This is a genomic window from Gordonia marina (genome assembly GCF_052036135.1).
In the GTDB taxonomy this organism is placed as follows: domain Bacteria; phylum Actinomycetota; class Actinomycetes; order Mycobacteriales; family Mycobacteriaceae; genus Gordonia.
Genome location: NZ_JBPSDN010000002.1, coordinates 108213 through 121014, shown reverse-complemented (window position 1 = coordinate 121014; position 12802 = coordinate 108213). Strand labels below are relative to the sequence as shown.

Below are 12802 nucleotides of genomic sequence, written 5' to 3'. Positions count from 1 at the left end.
ACCGGTTCGCGAAGGATGCCGGACACATCACCGTGCTCGACGGACGGAAACAGTCGTGACCGCCCGCGGAGAGAAGCTGCGCTCCGTCCGGGAGTGTCGTCTCTGCGACGCCGGCCGGGAGACCGCGCACCTCCGCCGCACCCGCCCCGGTCGGTCCGTCGACCGGAAGTCGGGACGGCGACCGCCAATCCGGCATGAAAAAAGCCGCCCACCTGCGTGAACAGGTGGGCGGCGGATGTGGAGCTAAGCGGAATCGAACCCGTTTCGGGGTACTGCTCAAGGTGGTAGACCGCCATTATCGTGCATCTTCCTGCCCGATGATTACCGGCGCCGACCAGGGTTTACCGCTCAACTGTGGGCAGAATGTGGGCACACAGCGATCACTTCCACGTGTAGCTGATCCGATCGGTGACACCCGGCGCCTTCGGCGTCACGACCACGTCCGCGAGGAGGATCCCGACGACCTCGCGGCGGCGGTCGGTCGGCAGACCTTCCCACCACGACACCACCTCCTCCCCGCTCGGTAGCTCGGCAGCCAGCCCGGCCTATCGGAGCCGGCCCGCTGTGGCGGTCATCGTGTCGCGGGCGGCGCGGGCGCCCGCAGTGAACGCCGCCTCCGACAGGGTTCCGGCGCCGTACTCGGCCGCGAGGACCCGGGAGCGGTGCTCCGCGTCAGCCACCATCGCGGCGAGGGTGTCGCGGTCGAGCTTGGCGAGCGCCCGCCGCACCCTCTTGTCCGACAGCCGGGCCACGATCCGGCTCTCGCAGTCGGTCTCGACGAACTCGCGGCGGATCGTCGTCTTCCGGCACGGCTCACCGCCGTCCGGCGGGGTGCCGGCGCACTTCAGGTCGAGACCGGACTGGGCGTACATCGCGCCCCCACAGCGCGCACACCGGATAAGGCCGGAGATCCACGACTTCCCGCCCTTCTGCGTGAATCGGGCCCGCTCCGGATCGGTCAGCACGGCGCGGATCCGTTCCCACCGCTCACGGTCGAGGATCGGCGGATACCCGTCGACGTCACCCACCATGCGCGGCGAGGTCACCATGCGCTTCACGGTGAGCGGCGCCCACGTCTTCCCCCTGCACGGTGACCTCGCCGCGGTCGTTGAGCTGGCGGGCGACGGCGCGCAGCGGCTCCCCGTCATCAAGCTGGGCGGCGACCCGCCGCACCACCTCGGCTTCGTTGTCGACGATCTCCCCCGACGTGGTCCACCCGTACGACCTCACCCGACCTCCAAACACCGGACAGACACCGAATGTGTCCCCTGTGATGGTAGCGGTCAGATCAGGTCGCGCAGCTGCTCCGGCACTTCCGGTAGATCGGCGTGCGGCGCATGCTTGCGGTGCGAGTCCCGCAGCACGCGGTTGTAGCCGATCGACGCCCACATCCGCTGGTTGGCGATCGTGAGCGACTTCTTCAGGTCGGAGATCTCGACGACCGGGTTGGGATGCTCGGCGCCGCGACGCTCGATGTGCACCAGCTCGTGGGTGAGGGTGCAGCGCCGCTCGGCCTGAGACATCGAGGACGATCTCGACACCGGAGAGCTGACCCATCCGGCCGGATGGGAGCGGCGTGTGGTGCACGACGATGTCGGGATAGCGGTCGCGGAGCCAGCGCCACGGATGCCAGAGGTTCATGACCGCGGACGATATCGTTGAGGTCGGAAAAAATGCCTCCTGACCTCGAATAACAGTCGTGCAACTAGGTGAATTACATGCGTGTCATTTAGACACGTTTGTCGGGGGCCGCGATAGAATTGTCGTGCGAACAGTTGTTCGATTCGTGGGATTGGAGAAGCCATGGCAGACAAGTCGTCGATCGAGTGGACAGAGGCGACGTGGAACCCCGTGACCGGATGTGACCGGGTGTCTGCGGGCTGCGATCACTGCTACGCGATGACGCTGGCGAAGCGCCTGAAAGCGATGGGCTCGGACAAGTACCAGAACGACGGCGACTCTCGAACCTCGGGCCCCGGATTCGGCCTTACTCTCCATCCGCAGGCGCTCGGCGAGCCGAAGCGGTGGCGCGCGCCGCGCACCGTGTTTGTGAACTCGATGAGCGATCTGTTCCATGCGCGGGTGCCGGTCGAGTTCATTCAGGATGTCTTCGACGTGATGCGGGAGACGCCGCAGCACACCTACCAGGTGCTGACGAAGCGGTCTCTCCGGCTGAAGCGGATCGGACACAAGCTCGATTGGCCGGACAACTGCTGGATGGGCGTGTCCGTCGAATCGTCGAAGGTGCTCGACCGGGTCGATCATCTGCGTGAGGTGCCGGCCGCGGTGCGGTTCCTGTCGTGCGAGCCACTCCTCGGCCCGCTCGACGGGATCGACCTGGACGGGATCAGCTGGGTGATCGCCGGCGGCGAATCTGGGCCACGCTACCGGCCGATGGAGCTGTCATGGGCGCGCGGAATCCGCGACGCCTGCAAGGACGCCGAGGTCGCATTCTTCTTCAAGCAGTGGGGCGGACGCACCCCGAAGGCCCTCGGCCGAGAACTCGACGGCCAACTCTGGGACGAGATGCCCGCCCGAGCGGCTGGCTAGAGCCGGTTGGGCGGGTATCGCATCGGTTCCACGGGAGGCTGGAGCGGTTCACGCTCCGGCTTACCGGTCAACATTTCCGTCACCTCATCGGCACTGAACAAGCTGTCACCGGGATCCTTGTCAAGCTTCTTCTGAGCCTTCGATCGATTTCGCATCTTCGCGAGCTCAACGCCGTGCTTCGCGAAAACGTCGCCCATGACCTTCGCTCCGGTCTCGTTGGCCGTCGCGAAAATGACCGTGTAGATCGGTGTACCGCTGGAATTCGTGAACTCCAGCGGAATTGTTACTCCGTAACCAAGTTCGTTTTCGAGTCGCCACCGCATAAGGTTCACTAATTCGGCTCTGAACTGCTCCGCATCGATTACCTCGTCGCGACGGGCATGCCAAAGTTCTCGCCATTGCCGCGTACCGAACATTCTGTCGACTCGCTCGGCGAACTCCGGGTCTGGTTCGGTCTGCCGAACTCCCAGACCACGAGGGAGCAGCGCATGACCGAAGTAGAGCCACAGCTCTACGCGGAATCCGCGCTCGTTCTGTCGCCAGTTGGCGAGGTACTGGAGGGTTTCCCAGCGGACTTCAGCCGCATACTGGTCAACCATTGCGAAAACAGCTCCCCGACGCCACCGCCGATCGAGCCGATCAAGATAGTCCGGCATGGTGACATTGCAGTCGCCGGGTAACACCTCAGGCTCGCGGCCAGGGAACTCCGATTCCAGGTCCGCCTTCAATTCCGCAGCGGTGCGAGGTTGGAGCTCGCACAGCACAACCTTTGAAAACGGCGGCTGGGTCGACAAAGCACGCTGTCCCGACCCTCTGATCACGTTGCCGGTACCACGCTCGAAGTTGTCCTTCGCACCGGCGAACAGGTCCAGGTAGAGCGATCGGTGCGCGGATTGCGAGGCGCGAGTGAACGCCGAAAGGTAATCCGACAGTGCCTCGAGCTTGATCCGCGACCACGGCCCCCACCCGCGTCCAGCCATCTTGTCCCCCTCGTTGTCCTACTGCCCTGGCGCCTGCGGCGCGGTGTGCTCGGTCCAGGCAGCGCCGTCCCAGTACCGCTGCAGGGGTGCGCCGTTCGGATCCGGGTACCAGCCGGCCGGCACGGCGGGCGGCGGGGGCACGGGGGCAGCGGCGGGCGGTGCCGTCGTGGGCTGCGGCATAGCCTGCGAGACGAGTCGCTGCATCAGGCCGAGCGCCGACGGCGGGGCGGCGGCGCAGGCGCGACGTACTGCGGCTGCTGAACGTACGGTGCCGGCGCGGCCTGCTGCGCGAGGAGGTCGTTCTGCTCGGCGATCAGCTTGTTCTGCTTCTTCGTCGCCTTCGCGCCCTGGCGGGTGGAGCGGGCGATGCGTTCCTTGTCGGAACGGAAGTCGACGGCACCGAGCGTACTCGCCGAGGTGACTTTGCGTGTCAGTCCCATGATCGTGGTCCCCTTCAGGTTCGGTCGGTGGTCGGAGTCAGGCGTAGATCAGGAATAGCGCACCGGCGCTCGCGGCGATGACGAACGAGGAGAACGCGAGCTCTCCCCAATGCTGACGGGTGACGGCCCACTCGCGGTAGTTGAGCGAACGCGCCGCGTCTAGGTGGCGGACCGCGTAGTCGACACCCCACAGGCCGAGGGCCGCGATTCCAGCCAGGAACACGGTCGCGGCGACCGCTTCAGCCCGACCGTCGACCGCCTCGACAGCCCTTCCCCATCCCCGGCCCAGGGCTCCGGTCTCAGACCATTTCAAGACGAGACCACCGAGGACGATCCCGGCGATGGTCATGACGAGTGTGCGGAGAGCCTTGATCATGCGCCGATCTCCTTAGCTTCAGGGTCCGCAACGTCGGCCATCTCTTGCGTCTCGCCGTCATCGGCCTGGGTGTCGGAATCGTCGAACGGGGCCTGCACCTTCATCGACTCCAACTGCTCGGTAGTGAATTGAATACGACGGGCACCAAGCGCGCCAGCCAGGTTCGCGCGGGTTAGGTCCGCACCGGTCAGGTCCGCGCGGGCGAGGTACGCGCGGGCCAGGTTCGCGCGGGCCAGATTCGCGCCGATCAATTTCGCGCTGTCCAGGTACGTGCCGATCAGTTGCGCGCGGGGCAGGGTCGCGTCGATCAGGGTCGCGTCGATCAGGAACGCGCCGGTCAGGTCCGCGCCGGTCAGGTTCGCGCCGGTCAGGTCCGCACCGCTCAGGTTCGTGCCGTTCAGCTTCGCGCCGGTCAGGTCCACATTGGTCAGGTCCGCGTCAGTCAGGTCGGCGTCAGTCAGGTCCGCGAAGGTCAGGTCCGCGCCGGCCAAGTCCGCGCCGGCCAGGTCTTGCTCGGTCAGGTTCGTACCGTTTAGGTGCGCGCCGTTCAGGTACGCGCCAACTAGATTGAGTGTCAATCGGGTCCACCCTTCGGGTGACTGTCGACGGTCACCGATTGCTCCGATGATAGCCGCCCTCACACCATTCTCACGCTGGCGAGCACGCTCAGCTCCGGCGATGAAACGTTCTAGGGCTCCGGCTTCGGCTTCGGCTGGCAGAGTGTCGCTACGCAAGTAGGCCGTCAGCACTTCGACGACCGCTTGCGCCTGATCCGGTCGCTCGATCCGGAGCCAGTCGTCGGCGATTGCGGCGAGCGCGTACACGCCAGCAATGCGGATCGAGGCGTTGTCGTGGCCCAGTTGCTCAGCCGCCGTCGTGGTGCGGTCGTGCAGGGCGCGCTCGATCACCTGCTGATCGCGGTCGAGTGCGTCGTACCGTTCGACTTCCTTCGCTGCCTGCCGGCGGAACGCAATGTACGCGGCACCGCCGATGCCCAGAGCGCCGAGAATAGTGACCGCTGTGCGTGCAGCGTTGAACCAGCCGTCGCCCGTGACGTTGTCGAGCCACCGGAAGCACCAGAAGCCATCATGGTGCGGTATCGGCAACCAGGCCAGCACTAGAGTGAGGAGTCCACCGGTCACCACGCCCAAGGAGAGGAATAGGGCCATCCACGGTCCGATACGGCCTCGCGGAGCATGGGGACTCGCGCCATCCGGGGTGATAAACGTCCTATTGAGCCATGCTCGTGGTCGACTCACGCCCCGCCTTCCGACACGTCTGCACCCGACACTGCCCCAATCGTCACTCTCCCGCCCCGCTCGCCGAGATCATCTTGCGTGTCAGTCCCATGATCGTGGTCCCCTTCGGATGGTGAGCGGCTGTTGCGTCGGATTCTATGCGGGAGCGGTGCCGCCGAGATGCGTGAACGCGAGCAAGGGGCGGGCCAACTGGTTGGCCCGCCCCTCTGCTGGACGCAATCAACTGCCCTGCCAACGCCGCTGCACTATCGTTCAGGGCTGGGCGAACATCTACGAAGGGGGACCTCTGACCATGTTCGGCGGAAACGCGCGGCAAGAGAACGAACAGCTGAAACAGCACCTCGCTCAGCTTCAAGCCCACATCGCGCAGCTGGAGTACACGCTGAACACAACCGGGGCCGGGGATGTGCAGCGGATCCGCGACGCCCACGTCGCGGCCGCCGCCCAGTACGACCAGTACCAGCAGTGGGCAGCGAACGAACGCGCGAACGTTGACCGGCAGCTCGCCGCCACCCGCACCACGATCGAGCAGACCACCGCGCAACTCGCCGAACTCCGGCGCGAGGTCCTCGACACGAAGAACGCCATCGACCTGCAAGATGCGGGCCTCTACGACTTCCCCAACCCCGCCCAAGCATCCATCGAACTCGGCGACAAACTCGCCCAAGTCCGCGCCGACATCAAGGAGATGGTGCGCGCCAAGACCGCGGTGAACGCCGCTACGGGGTTCACCTTCAACGGCTCCGCAGCACAGGGCCGCACGTTCATCTCCGACATGTCGAAGATGATGTTGCGCGCCTACAACGCCGAAGCCGAGAACGCTGTCCTCACTGTCAAGGCCGGAAACCTCGACGCAGCCACCAAGCGCGTCGAGAAATCCCGCGACCAGGCACAGCGCCTCGGCCGCCTCATTGACCTACGAATCGCGCCCCGCTACCACCAACTCCGGATCGCCGAGCTCAGCCTCGCCGCCCGGCACTTGCAAGCCAAGCAGGCAGCGAAGGAGGCCGAGCGAGAGGAACGCGCCCGACTCCGCGAAGAAGCTAAAGCCCAGAAGGAGATGGAGGCCGAGCGCAAGCGACTGGAGAAGACGCTCGAGAAGGAACGGCAGCACTACGAGAACACCGTCGCCGCCCTCCGGGCACAGGGCCGCGACGACGAGATCGCCGACCTCGAAACCAAGCTCGAAGAGATCCAGCACGGCATCGAAGATCTCGACTACCGTGCCGCAAACATCCGTGCCGGCTACGTGTATGTGATCTCCAACCTCGGGTCGTTCGGGGAGAAGATGGTGAAGATCGGGATGACGCGCCGCCTGGAGCCGATGGACCGGGTCCGGGAACTTGGCGACGCGTCGGTGCCGTTCAACTTCGACGTGCACACCCTGTTCTTCTCCGCCGACGCCGTCGGCGTCGAGGCTGAACTGCACCGCCGCTTAGCCGCGCAGAAGGTGAACCGGGTCAACAACCGGCGGGAGTTCTTCTACGCCACCCCGGACGAGGTGCGGGCGCAGTTGGCTGACCTGGATGGCAGCGTGCTGGAGTATCGGGTGGAACCGGATGCTGAGCAGTTCCGGGAGTCGCTGCGCATCGCGGAGGCGGGCGCCTAGTGCATTCGGGGCTAAAACGATCTCGCTATGCGGATCGATTCATGCCCCCGTCTCGGGACCTTCCGGATCCGCTGGCATGCCGGGTTCGTCATACGCACCTGGATCACCGGGGGCGATACGGGGATCGCGGGTACGGGCGACGAGGTCGTAGTCGGATACATCAGGGGCTGGGTCAAGTCTCCATCCGAAGCCGTCGTAGGTGCCCCCGAGTTGCTCGGCGACCACCTTCCAGAACTTCGACCCGCCGCGGGTCGTGTTGTGGGCATGGTTGAAAGCCTGACGGATCAGATCAGCATGCTCGGAACGGTAACCGGCATCCCACATCGCTTTGAATGCGATGCGGTCTTGCTGGGGCCTGTGCGCGTTGTAGAGGCGGATGATATCGGCGACACCGAGCCGTTCCGCGTAGCTGAGCGAGACCGTATCAGCGACGAACGGCGGGCCGATAATTTCCATCACCTGGTCAATTGTGAGGTCCGGAATCGCCTTGCGGTCATGCGCGAGGATGTTCCGAAGCGCGCGAACTCGCCTGACGACGTCTCCGCCCTGGCGAACAGCGCGGGCAAGGGGGCCTGTCACTCGGTCAACGCGTTCCACGATCGTCCGCACCTCGGCCAGGTCTTCGTCCGTGGGCGAGAATTCATAGAACAAGCTGTCCTCGTCGAGGAGATCATCTTCGAGCGAGTGGACACGCCGGTTCACGGCCGCCGCATATGCCGCAAGAACGTCGACATCATCGGCGGACAGTTTCCCGCTGAACGACTTGTACAGCACATCAGCGAAGGCCTTCTCCGCATTTCGAGCAGCCTCAATTACCTTCTGAGGTTCATCTCCGACAGGGTCGTAGTCGCTTAGCTCAATGATCCGCTTCATCGCATCGTCAATCCGCGCTTGCTCGTCGAGCATTCGGTCAATCTCGCGGTCGAGGCGGACGATGTTCTGAGGACTGAGTCGTCGTAGTCGGCCAAAAAGTCGATTAATCGCAGCGTCCGCGAGCGAATGCTGATCCTGCCCGTCGGACACGCTTGGCGTAGATCGTCGCGGAAGGGGGCTCGCCTCTTGCGCCGCTGCAGCGAGCACCCCGTATCCCTCGCCAGCGATCTGCGCGGTGGTGTAAGTGCGCGCGTTGAGACCCAGCGATTCAAGTTCATCTGCCGCGTCTTCCCGTCCAACCTCGCGCAGTTGATCGGGTGTCGCACCCACCACGTCAGCCATGCGCGCCAACGTCTCGGCTGGCGCGCGCACCGGTACGCGAATGTCGGCAGTCTCTTGGCGGTAGCCCTTGATGATCTGCCTCCACCTCGAATCCGACATGCCAGCAGCCTTGGCCGCACCCCTGACCGACAGCCTCGGTCGCGCCTGAGTACGCAGACGTTCAAGCAACTGCGCTTCCTGCGGCTGCGTCGTTTCGGACATGTGACCAGTGTCGACCACAAGCGTGTGCGAAGTCCAACCTTTCGCGTGCCGATGACGAATCGAGCGTCACCGCAGGTCAGAAGCACGAACTCACACCTATGCAGCTCTGTGCTTGACGTGTGCGTACGTACGCGTTCTATAATGCGTACCGAAGAGATCTTCCAGATGTCCAAGGAGAAATCGATGAACCACCGCAACGGGATCGCACACTGATGGCAGCCCGGATCAGCACCTACGGCCCGTGGGAAACGCTGCGCGTCGTCCGCACGAAGGACGGCCAATCACTCGCGGCGTTGTCGCGCAATTCTGACGTGAGCCTCGGCTACCTGTCGGACCTCGAAGCCGGCCATCGCTGGCCCAATGCGACTCAGGTGAAGAAGATCGCGCTCGCATTGGACTGCCCGGCGTCCGTGCTGACTCGGCAGCGGAACGCGGATGCCGACGGTAACTCCATCGCGCTACGCGATCTCGTGCGCGACGTCGTCGGCGAGGAACTCGACCGCCGATCGATCACCCCGCGCGACAGTCTGTCGCGTTCAGCCTGACCCAAAGAATCGGTCGCCGCCCGCTGCCACGGACGACGACCACGACTCCCAAGGAGGGAACCAAAATGCAGGACCAGGATAGCGCGCCCGCGCTCTTCCACTACGACGACCAGACCGCGGTTCGTGTCGTCACCATCGACGGCGAACCGTGGTTTGTCCTCGCCGACCTCTGCGCCGCGCTCGGAATCTCGAACATCGGCAACGTCACCGCGCGGCTCGCCGACGACGTGAAGAGTTCCATCCGGCTGGCGGATGGAACCCCGGGCAACCCGAATAAGGCCGTCGTGTCCGAGCCCGGCATGTACGAGGTCGTCCTCCGGAGCGACAAACCGGAGGTCGTCACCTTCCGCCGCTGGCTCACCGGCACCGTCCTCTCCGAGATCCGACGCACCGGCAGCTACGGCACCGTCGCCCAGATCACGAAGCGAGACCTGGCCCAGATGGTCATCGAGGCCGAGGACCGCGCCGACTGCGAGCACACCGCACGACTCGAAGCTGAACAGCACGCCGCCTCCCTCGAAACCCCCGCCGCTGCGTGGCAGCACCTCGTCGTCGCGACCGGCGACTACGCCGTCGCCGACGCCGCGAAGATCCTGAGCCGAGACCCGAACATCAGCATCGGCCGCGATCGGCTGTTCGCGTTCATGGCGGCTCAGGGCTGGGTCTACCGCGCGCAGTCGAAGCGGAAGCCGTGGATCGCCTACCAGACGCAGGTCGACAACGGCCGGCTCGCAGAGAAGCCGGGCAAGCCGTTCATGAACGAGCGGACCGGCGACATGGAGCTCCCCGCACCGACGATCCGGATCACAGCCAAGGGTCTCGCCGAACTGCATAAGCGCCTCGGCGCCTCCGAACCGATCCAGATCATGGCGGCTGCCTCGTGATGCGCGCGGACGACGCCATCAAGTACGCCGCGGCCAAGCTCGCGCACTGCACCGACTGGGCGTGCGATTCGATCGGCGGCTCGATGTGCGACGTCGACCACTCTGTCGAGACGGACGCGATCGGCGAGGCTGTCGGCGAGCTCTACTGCCTGGCCGCCGAGTTCGGTGATCCGAAGACCTACTCGAACGGGCGGATCGTGCAGTCGCGGATCTGGATCGTCGAGAACGAACTGACCACCGAGGTCGTGTGGCATCCGCTCCCCGATGGCGAGGGCCCGCAGACATGGCGGGGAGAGCTGTCGTCCGGTCATCCGGACCTGCCCTCACCGGGGCGGTACGAGGTGCCGACAGATCCGGTCACCCAGCAGGTCTTCGTCAAGGTGTTCCGCGACGCGGGCGCGGTGGTGCCCGATGCCTGACTTCGTGCTATGCGACGACGAGGGCGTCCTCGACCCCGAGTTGTTCGTGCACCTCTCCGACGCCGCCGATCGCACGAAGTACCCGCTGTGGGCCGGTCGTCCCTGGACCATCTACGACCCCACCGGCCAAGCCGCCTATTCGTCCCGATTCCCGAAGGAGGCGTGATGGTGGGCGCACAGTGGGCCTCTGGCGGGGTCTGTGGCGGATATGCGATGGGCCGCGGGTGCTGCGCAGACGGCTATACATGTTGACAGAACGAACGAAAAAGCAACGGCAGCAGCCACTCTCGCCAAAGAATCCGCTGCCGCCGTTACCCACCACATCAACGCCCCGAAGGAGCACTGACGCATGTCGAACGCTAGCCACCCCCTGCCCTCGAACGGGAGTTCGCCCACCGAGGCCGCCCTGACCTCGGCTCTCCTCGACTTCGCCGACCGCGAGGCCGAGGCCCTCGACACGGTGCCGACCGGCCGCCCCGTGCAGGAGCCCGCCGGCACCCTCGTCCGGCCCGCCACGCCGATCGCCTCCCTCCTCGACCTGTGCGAGCAGGTGAAGTCGCGGATCGGCACCGACCGCGTCGTGGTCACCATCAAGCTCGACCGCATTGGGCTCTGCACCATCGCCGACTACCTGACCGAGGAACAGAGGATCGACGACTGGTTCCACCAGGTGCACACCAGGATCGGGACCACCGGAGGCTCCTCGGTTTTCGACGTCGACATGTACGGCACGACCGATTTCGTCGAGGCGGGCCCCTGCTCCTCGACCTCATCGACGGCGCGACCCGGGTGGAGGCCGCGGCGTGATCTACATCCAGGCGATCTTCGTCGTGCTGACCAGCCTGTCCGTCCCCGCCCTCTACATCGACATGTGCCGCGAAGGAGTCTTCGATGACGACCACCACCAGTGACCGCAACCCGAATCCGTGGGGCATCGTCGCGCCGCTGACGATCTCCGACGTCATGGAGATCACCGGGAGGAGCCGGAATCACATCAACTCCGCCGCGAACACCGGCGCGCTGGAGGGTCTGCCGCGGGAGAACCGGCCGAAGGTCAAGCACTTCTTCCGCCCCAAGCACGTCCAGGACTGGATCGACCGCGGGATGCCGTCGATGCCGCACAAGCCGGGCCGGAAGCACGGTGCGGCATCACCCTCGCCTACGCGTCGAGCGACACCTCGGACGCCGCTCTCGCCCACCGCGCTGCGATGCCGCTGCGTGAGCGGGTCGAGGCCGTCCGAGGCGCCGTCCCGCCCGTCACCGACCATCAGGCCAGCGCGCTGGCCGCCCTGATGCAGAAGACCCGCCGCTCGACGAGCGACGGGTCCACCACCGTCACCGGATTGGAGATTCAATGACGCACCCCGAAGATACCAGCACCCGCTCGCGCCGATTGGCGGCGCTGAACGCACTGAGCAGCGTCGTCAACGACGAAGTGAAGGCCGGCGAAGGCCGTCCTCGGCGCCGAGGTTGTGCGCGGCACGCTGTACGTCGTCGCCGACGCCGCCGACCCGCAGAGCCCGGTGTTCGGCTCGTTCACGATGTCGAGGCCCCGCCAGGGCGCACCGCGGATCGTCGACGAAACCCGCGCGCTGTCGTGGGTCATCGAAGAGTTCGGCGCCGAGGGGATGATCGAGCACCGGTTGTCCGAGCAGGGCCGCGCGTCGGTGCTGGCCGCGGTGAAGGCCGGGAAGTCTGTGCCGGGTGTGGAGATCCCCGAGCCGGGCAGGCCGGTCGCGACGTTCCGGCAGGACGCAGACGCGAAGGCCGAGGTCGTCGCCATGTGGCAGCGCGGCGAGCCGGTGCTCGACACCGTGCTCCCGCTCCCGGAAGGAGCCGGCCAGTGACCCCGACGGAGCAGAAGGTGAGGAAGGCGCGGAGGCTGATCGCCGCCGGGATGACGCGCCAGGATGCTGCCACGCGAGTCGGGGTGAGCCGGGAGACGCTGCGCGTGTACCTCGACGGCGCCGCCTGCCGATTCCCCGGCTGCACCAAGCTCGCCCGCAATCGCGGCCTGTGCTCCGGGCACATTCAGCAGGAACGCCGCGGCGAGGACCTGCACCCGCTGAGCGCCACGAAGGCCAACACGATGATCAGCATCGAGGACGCCGAGCTCGATGTCCACGAGTTCGAGTTCATGCGTCACATCTGCGGTCTGTCGCCGGTGCAGGCGGTGGTCCGGCTCGGCATGTCGCCGTACGTGATCATCGACCGCTACCACCGGCTGGGCCGGGAGGTGCCGGTCGAGTTGGCCGCGATCCGCAGCGTGCGGTTGGCGACGGCCCGCCGGATGGTCGACCCGATGGCGGCCGCATCATGACCAT

20 protein-coding genes are annotated in these 12802 nt (G+C 65.8%); 10 read left to right on the top strand and 10 right to left on the bottom strand.

What is annotated here, in order from left to right:
- Nucleotides 1-380: 380 nt before the first annotated feature.
- From ACSEEN_RS01575 to ACSEEN_RS01560, 4 genes are read right to left on the bottom strand one after another with little or no spacing between them, the layout of a single operon-like run.
- The gene (locus ACSEEN_RS01575; protein WP_440712097.1) at nt 381-506 is read right to left on the bottom strand and encodes a hypothetical protein; all 126 of its coding nucleotides are present in this window, start codon (nt 504-506) and stop codon (nt 381-383) included.
- Between the two features lie 39 nt (nt 507-545).
- Complete coding sequence (locus ACSEEN_RS01570) at nt 546-1049, bottom strand: hypothetical protein (RefSeq protein WP_440712096.1); 504 nt, start codon at nt 1047-1049, stop codon at nt 546-548.
- Complete coding sequence (locus ACSEEN_RS01565; protein ID WP_440712095.1) at nt 1021-1230, bottom strand: hypothetical protein; 210 nt, start codon at nt 1228-1230, stop codon at nt 1021-1023. Before ACSEEN_RS01565 ends, ACSEEN_RS01570 begins: the two co-directional genes overlap by 29 nt.
- 53 nt (nt 1231-1283) lie before the next feature.
- Nucleotides 1284-1523, bottom strand: a complete 240-nt coding sequence (locus ACSEEN_RS01560) for a hypothetical protein (RefSeq protein WP_440712094.1) — start codon at nt 1521-1523, stop codon at nt 1284-1286.
- A gap of 280 nt (nt 1524-1803) precedes the next feature.
- Between ACSEEN_RS01560 and ACSEEN_RS01555 the strand changes: the two genes are divergently transcribed.
- Nucleotides 1804-2550, top strand: a complete 747-nt coding sequence (locus ACSEEN_RS01555) for a DUF5131 family protein (RefSeq protein ID WP_440712093.1) — start codon at nt 1804-1806, stop codon at nt 2548-2550.
- Here the strand turns inward: ACSEEN_RS01555 and tcmP are convergent.
- From tcmP to ACSEEN_RS01530, 5 genes are read right to left on the bottom strand one after another with little or no spacing between them, the layout of a single operon-like run.
- A complete protein-coding gene (gene tcmP, locus ACSEEN_RS01550; RefSeq protein WP_440712092.1) occupies nt 2547-3530 on the bottom strand; it encodes a three-Cys-motif partner protein TcmP in 984 nt (327 codons plus the stop codon). The two genes, ACSEEN_RS01555 and tcmP, sit on opposite strands and share 4 nt — an antisense overlap.
- Nucleotides 3531-3548: 18 nt before the next feature.
- Nucleotides 3549-3710 carry a DUF2510 domain-containing protein gene (locus ACSEEN_RS01545; protein ID WP_440712091.1) on the bottom strand — a complete coding sequence of 54 codons (162 nt, stop codon included), beginning with the start codon at nt 3708-3710 and terminating at the stop codon, nt 3549-3551.
- Between the two features lie 23 nt (nt 3711-3733).
- Nucleotides 3734-3970 (bottom strand): hypothetical protein, encoded by a 237-nt coding sequence (locus ACSEEN_RS01540; RefSeq protein ID WP_440712090.1) that lies wholly within the window; start codon nt 3968-3970, stop codon nt 3734-3736.
- 37 nt (nt 3971-4007) lie between these two features.
- Nucleotides 4008-4346, bottom strand: coding sequence for a hypothetical protein (locus ACSEEN_RS01535; protein ID WP_440712089.1), 339 nt, complete (start codon nt 4344-4346; stop codon nt 4008-4010).
- A complete protein-coding gene (locus ACSEEN_RS01530; RefSeq protein ID WP_440712088.1) occupies nt 4343-5515 on the bottom strand; it encodes a pentapeptide repeat-containing protein in 1173 nt (390 codons plus the stop codon). Before ACSEEN_RS01530 ends, ACSEEN_RS01535 begins: the two co-directional genes overlap by 4 nt.
- Nucleotides 5516-5768: 253 nt before the next feature.
- On the opposite strand from ACSEEN_RS01530, the gene ACSEEN_RS01525 reads away from it, so the two are divergent.
- A complete protein-coding gene (locus tag ACSEEN_RS01525; RefSeq protein WP_440712087.1) occupies nt 5769-7214 on the top strand; it encodes an SNIPE associated domain-containing protein in 1446 nt (481 codons plus the stop codon).
- A gap of 39 nt (nt 7215-7253) precedes the next feature.
- On the opposite strand, the gene ACSEEN_RS01520 is transcribed toward ACSEEN_RS01525, so the two are convergent.
- On the bottom strand, nt 7254-8630 hold the full coding sequence (locus tag ACSEEN_RS01520; protein WP_440712086.1) for a hypothetical protein: 1377 nt from the start codon (nt 8628-8630) through the stop codon (nt 7254-7256).
- Between the two features lie 212 nt (nt 8631-8842).
- On the opposite strand from ACSEEN_RS01520, the gene ACSEEN_RS01515 reads away from it, so the two are divergent.
- The 8 genes from ACSEEN_RS01515 (at nt 8843) to ACSEEN_RS01480 (ending at nt 12798) form a co-directional block, all read left to right on the top strand.
- Nucleotides 8843-9175: a helix-turn-helix domain-containing protein gene (locus tag ACSEEN_RS01515; RefSeq protein WP_440712085.1), complete on the top strand. Its 333-nt coding sequence runs from the start codon at nt 8843-8845 to the stop codon at nt 9173-9175.
- A 65-nt stretch (nt 9176-9240) separates the two neighbouring features.
- Nucleotides 9241-10059, top strand: coding sequence for a BRO family protein (locus tag ACSEEN_RS01510; RefSeq protein WP_440712084.1), 819 nt, complete (start codon nt 9241-9243; stop codon nt 10057-10059).
- Entirely contained in the window at nt 10059-10478 is a 420-nt protein-coding gene (locus ACSEEN_RS01505; RefSeq protein WP_440712083.1) for a hypothetical protein, read from the top strand. The genes ACSEEN_RS01510 and ACSEEN_RS01505 overlap by 1 nt, the downstream gene beginning before the upstream one ends.
- Nucleotides 10471-10644: a hypothetical protein gene (locus ACSEEN_RS01500; protein WP_440712082.1), complete on the top strand. Its 174-nt coding sequence runs from the start codon at nt 10471-10473 to the stop codon at nt 10642-10644. The genes ACSEEN_RS01505 and ACSEEN_RS01500 overlap by 8 nt, the downstream gene beginning before the upstream one ends.
- Nucleotides 10645-10827: 183 nt before the next feature.
- Nucleotides 10828-11373 carry a hypothetical protein gene (locus ACSEEN_RS01495; protein WP_440712081.1) on the top strand — a complete coding sequence of 182 codons (546 nt, stop codon included), beginning with the start codon at nt 10828-10830 and terminating at the stop codon, nt 11371-11373.
- The gene (locus ACSEEN_RS01490; protein ID WP_440712080.1) at nt 11370-11771 is read left to right on the top strand and encodes a hypothetical protein; all 402 of its coding nucleotides are present in this window, start codon (nt 11370-11372) and stop codon (nt 11769-11771) included. Before ACSEEN_RS01495 ends, ACSEEN_RS01490 begins: the two co-directional genes overlap by 4 nt.
- Before the next feature lie 179 nt (nt 11772-11950).
- The gene (locus ACSEEN_RS01485; RefSeq protein ID WP_440712079.1) at nt 11951-12325 is read left to right on the top strand and encodes a hypothetical protein; all 375 of its coding nucleotides are present in this window, start codon (nt 11951-11953) and stop codon (nt 12323-12325) included.
- Complete coding sequence (locus tag ACSEEN_RS01480) at nt 12322-12798, top strand: hypothetical protein (RefSeq protein ID WP_440712078.1); 477 nt, start codon at nt 12322-12324, stop codon at nt 12796-12798. The genes ACSEEN_RS01485 and ACSEEN_RS01480 overlap by 4 nt, the downstream gene beginning before the upstream one ends.
- The last annotated feature ends 4 nt before the right edge of the window (nt 12799-12802 follow it).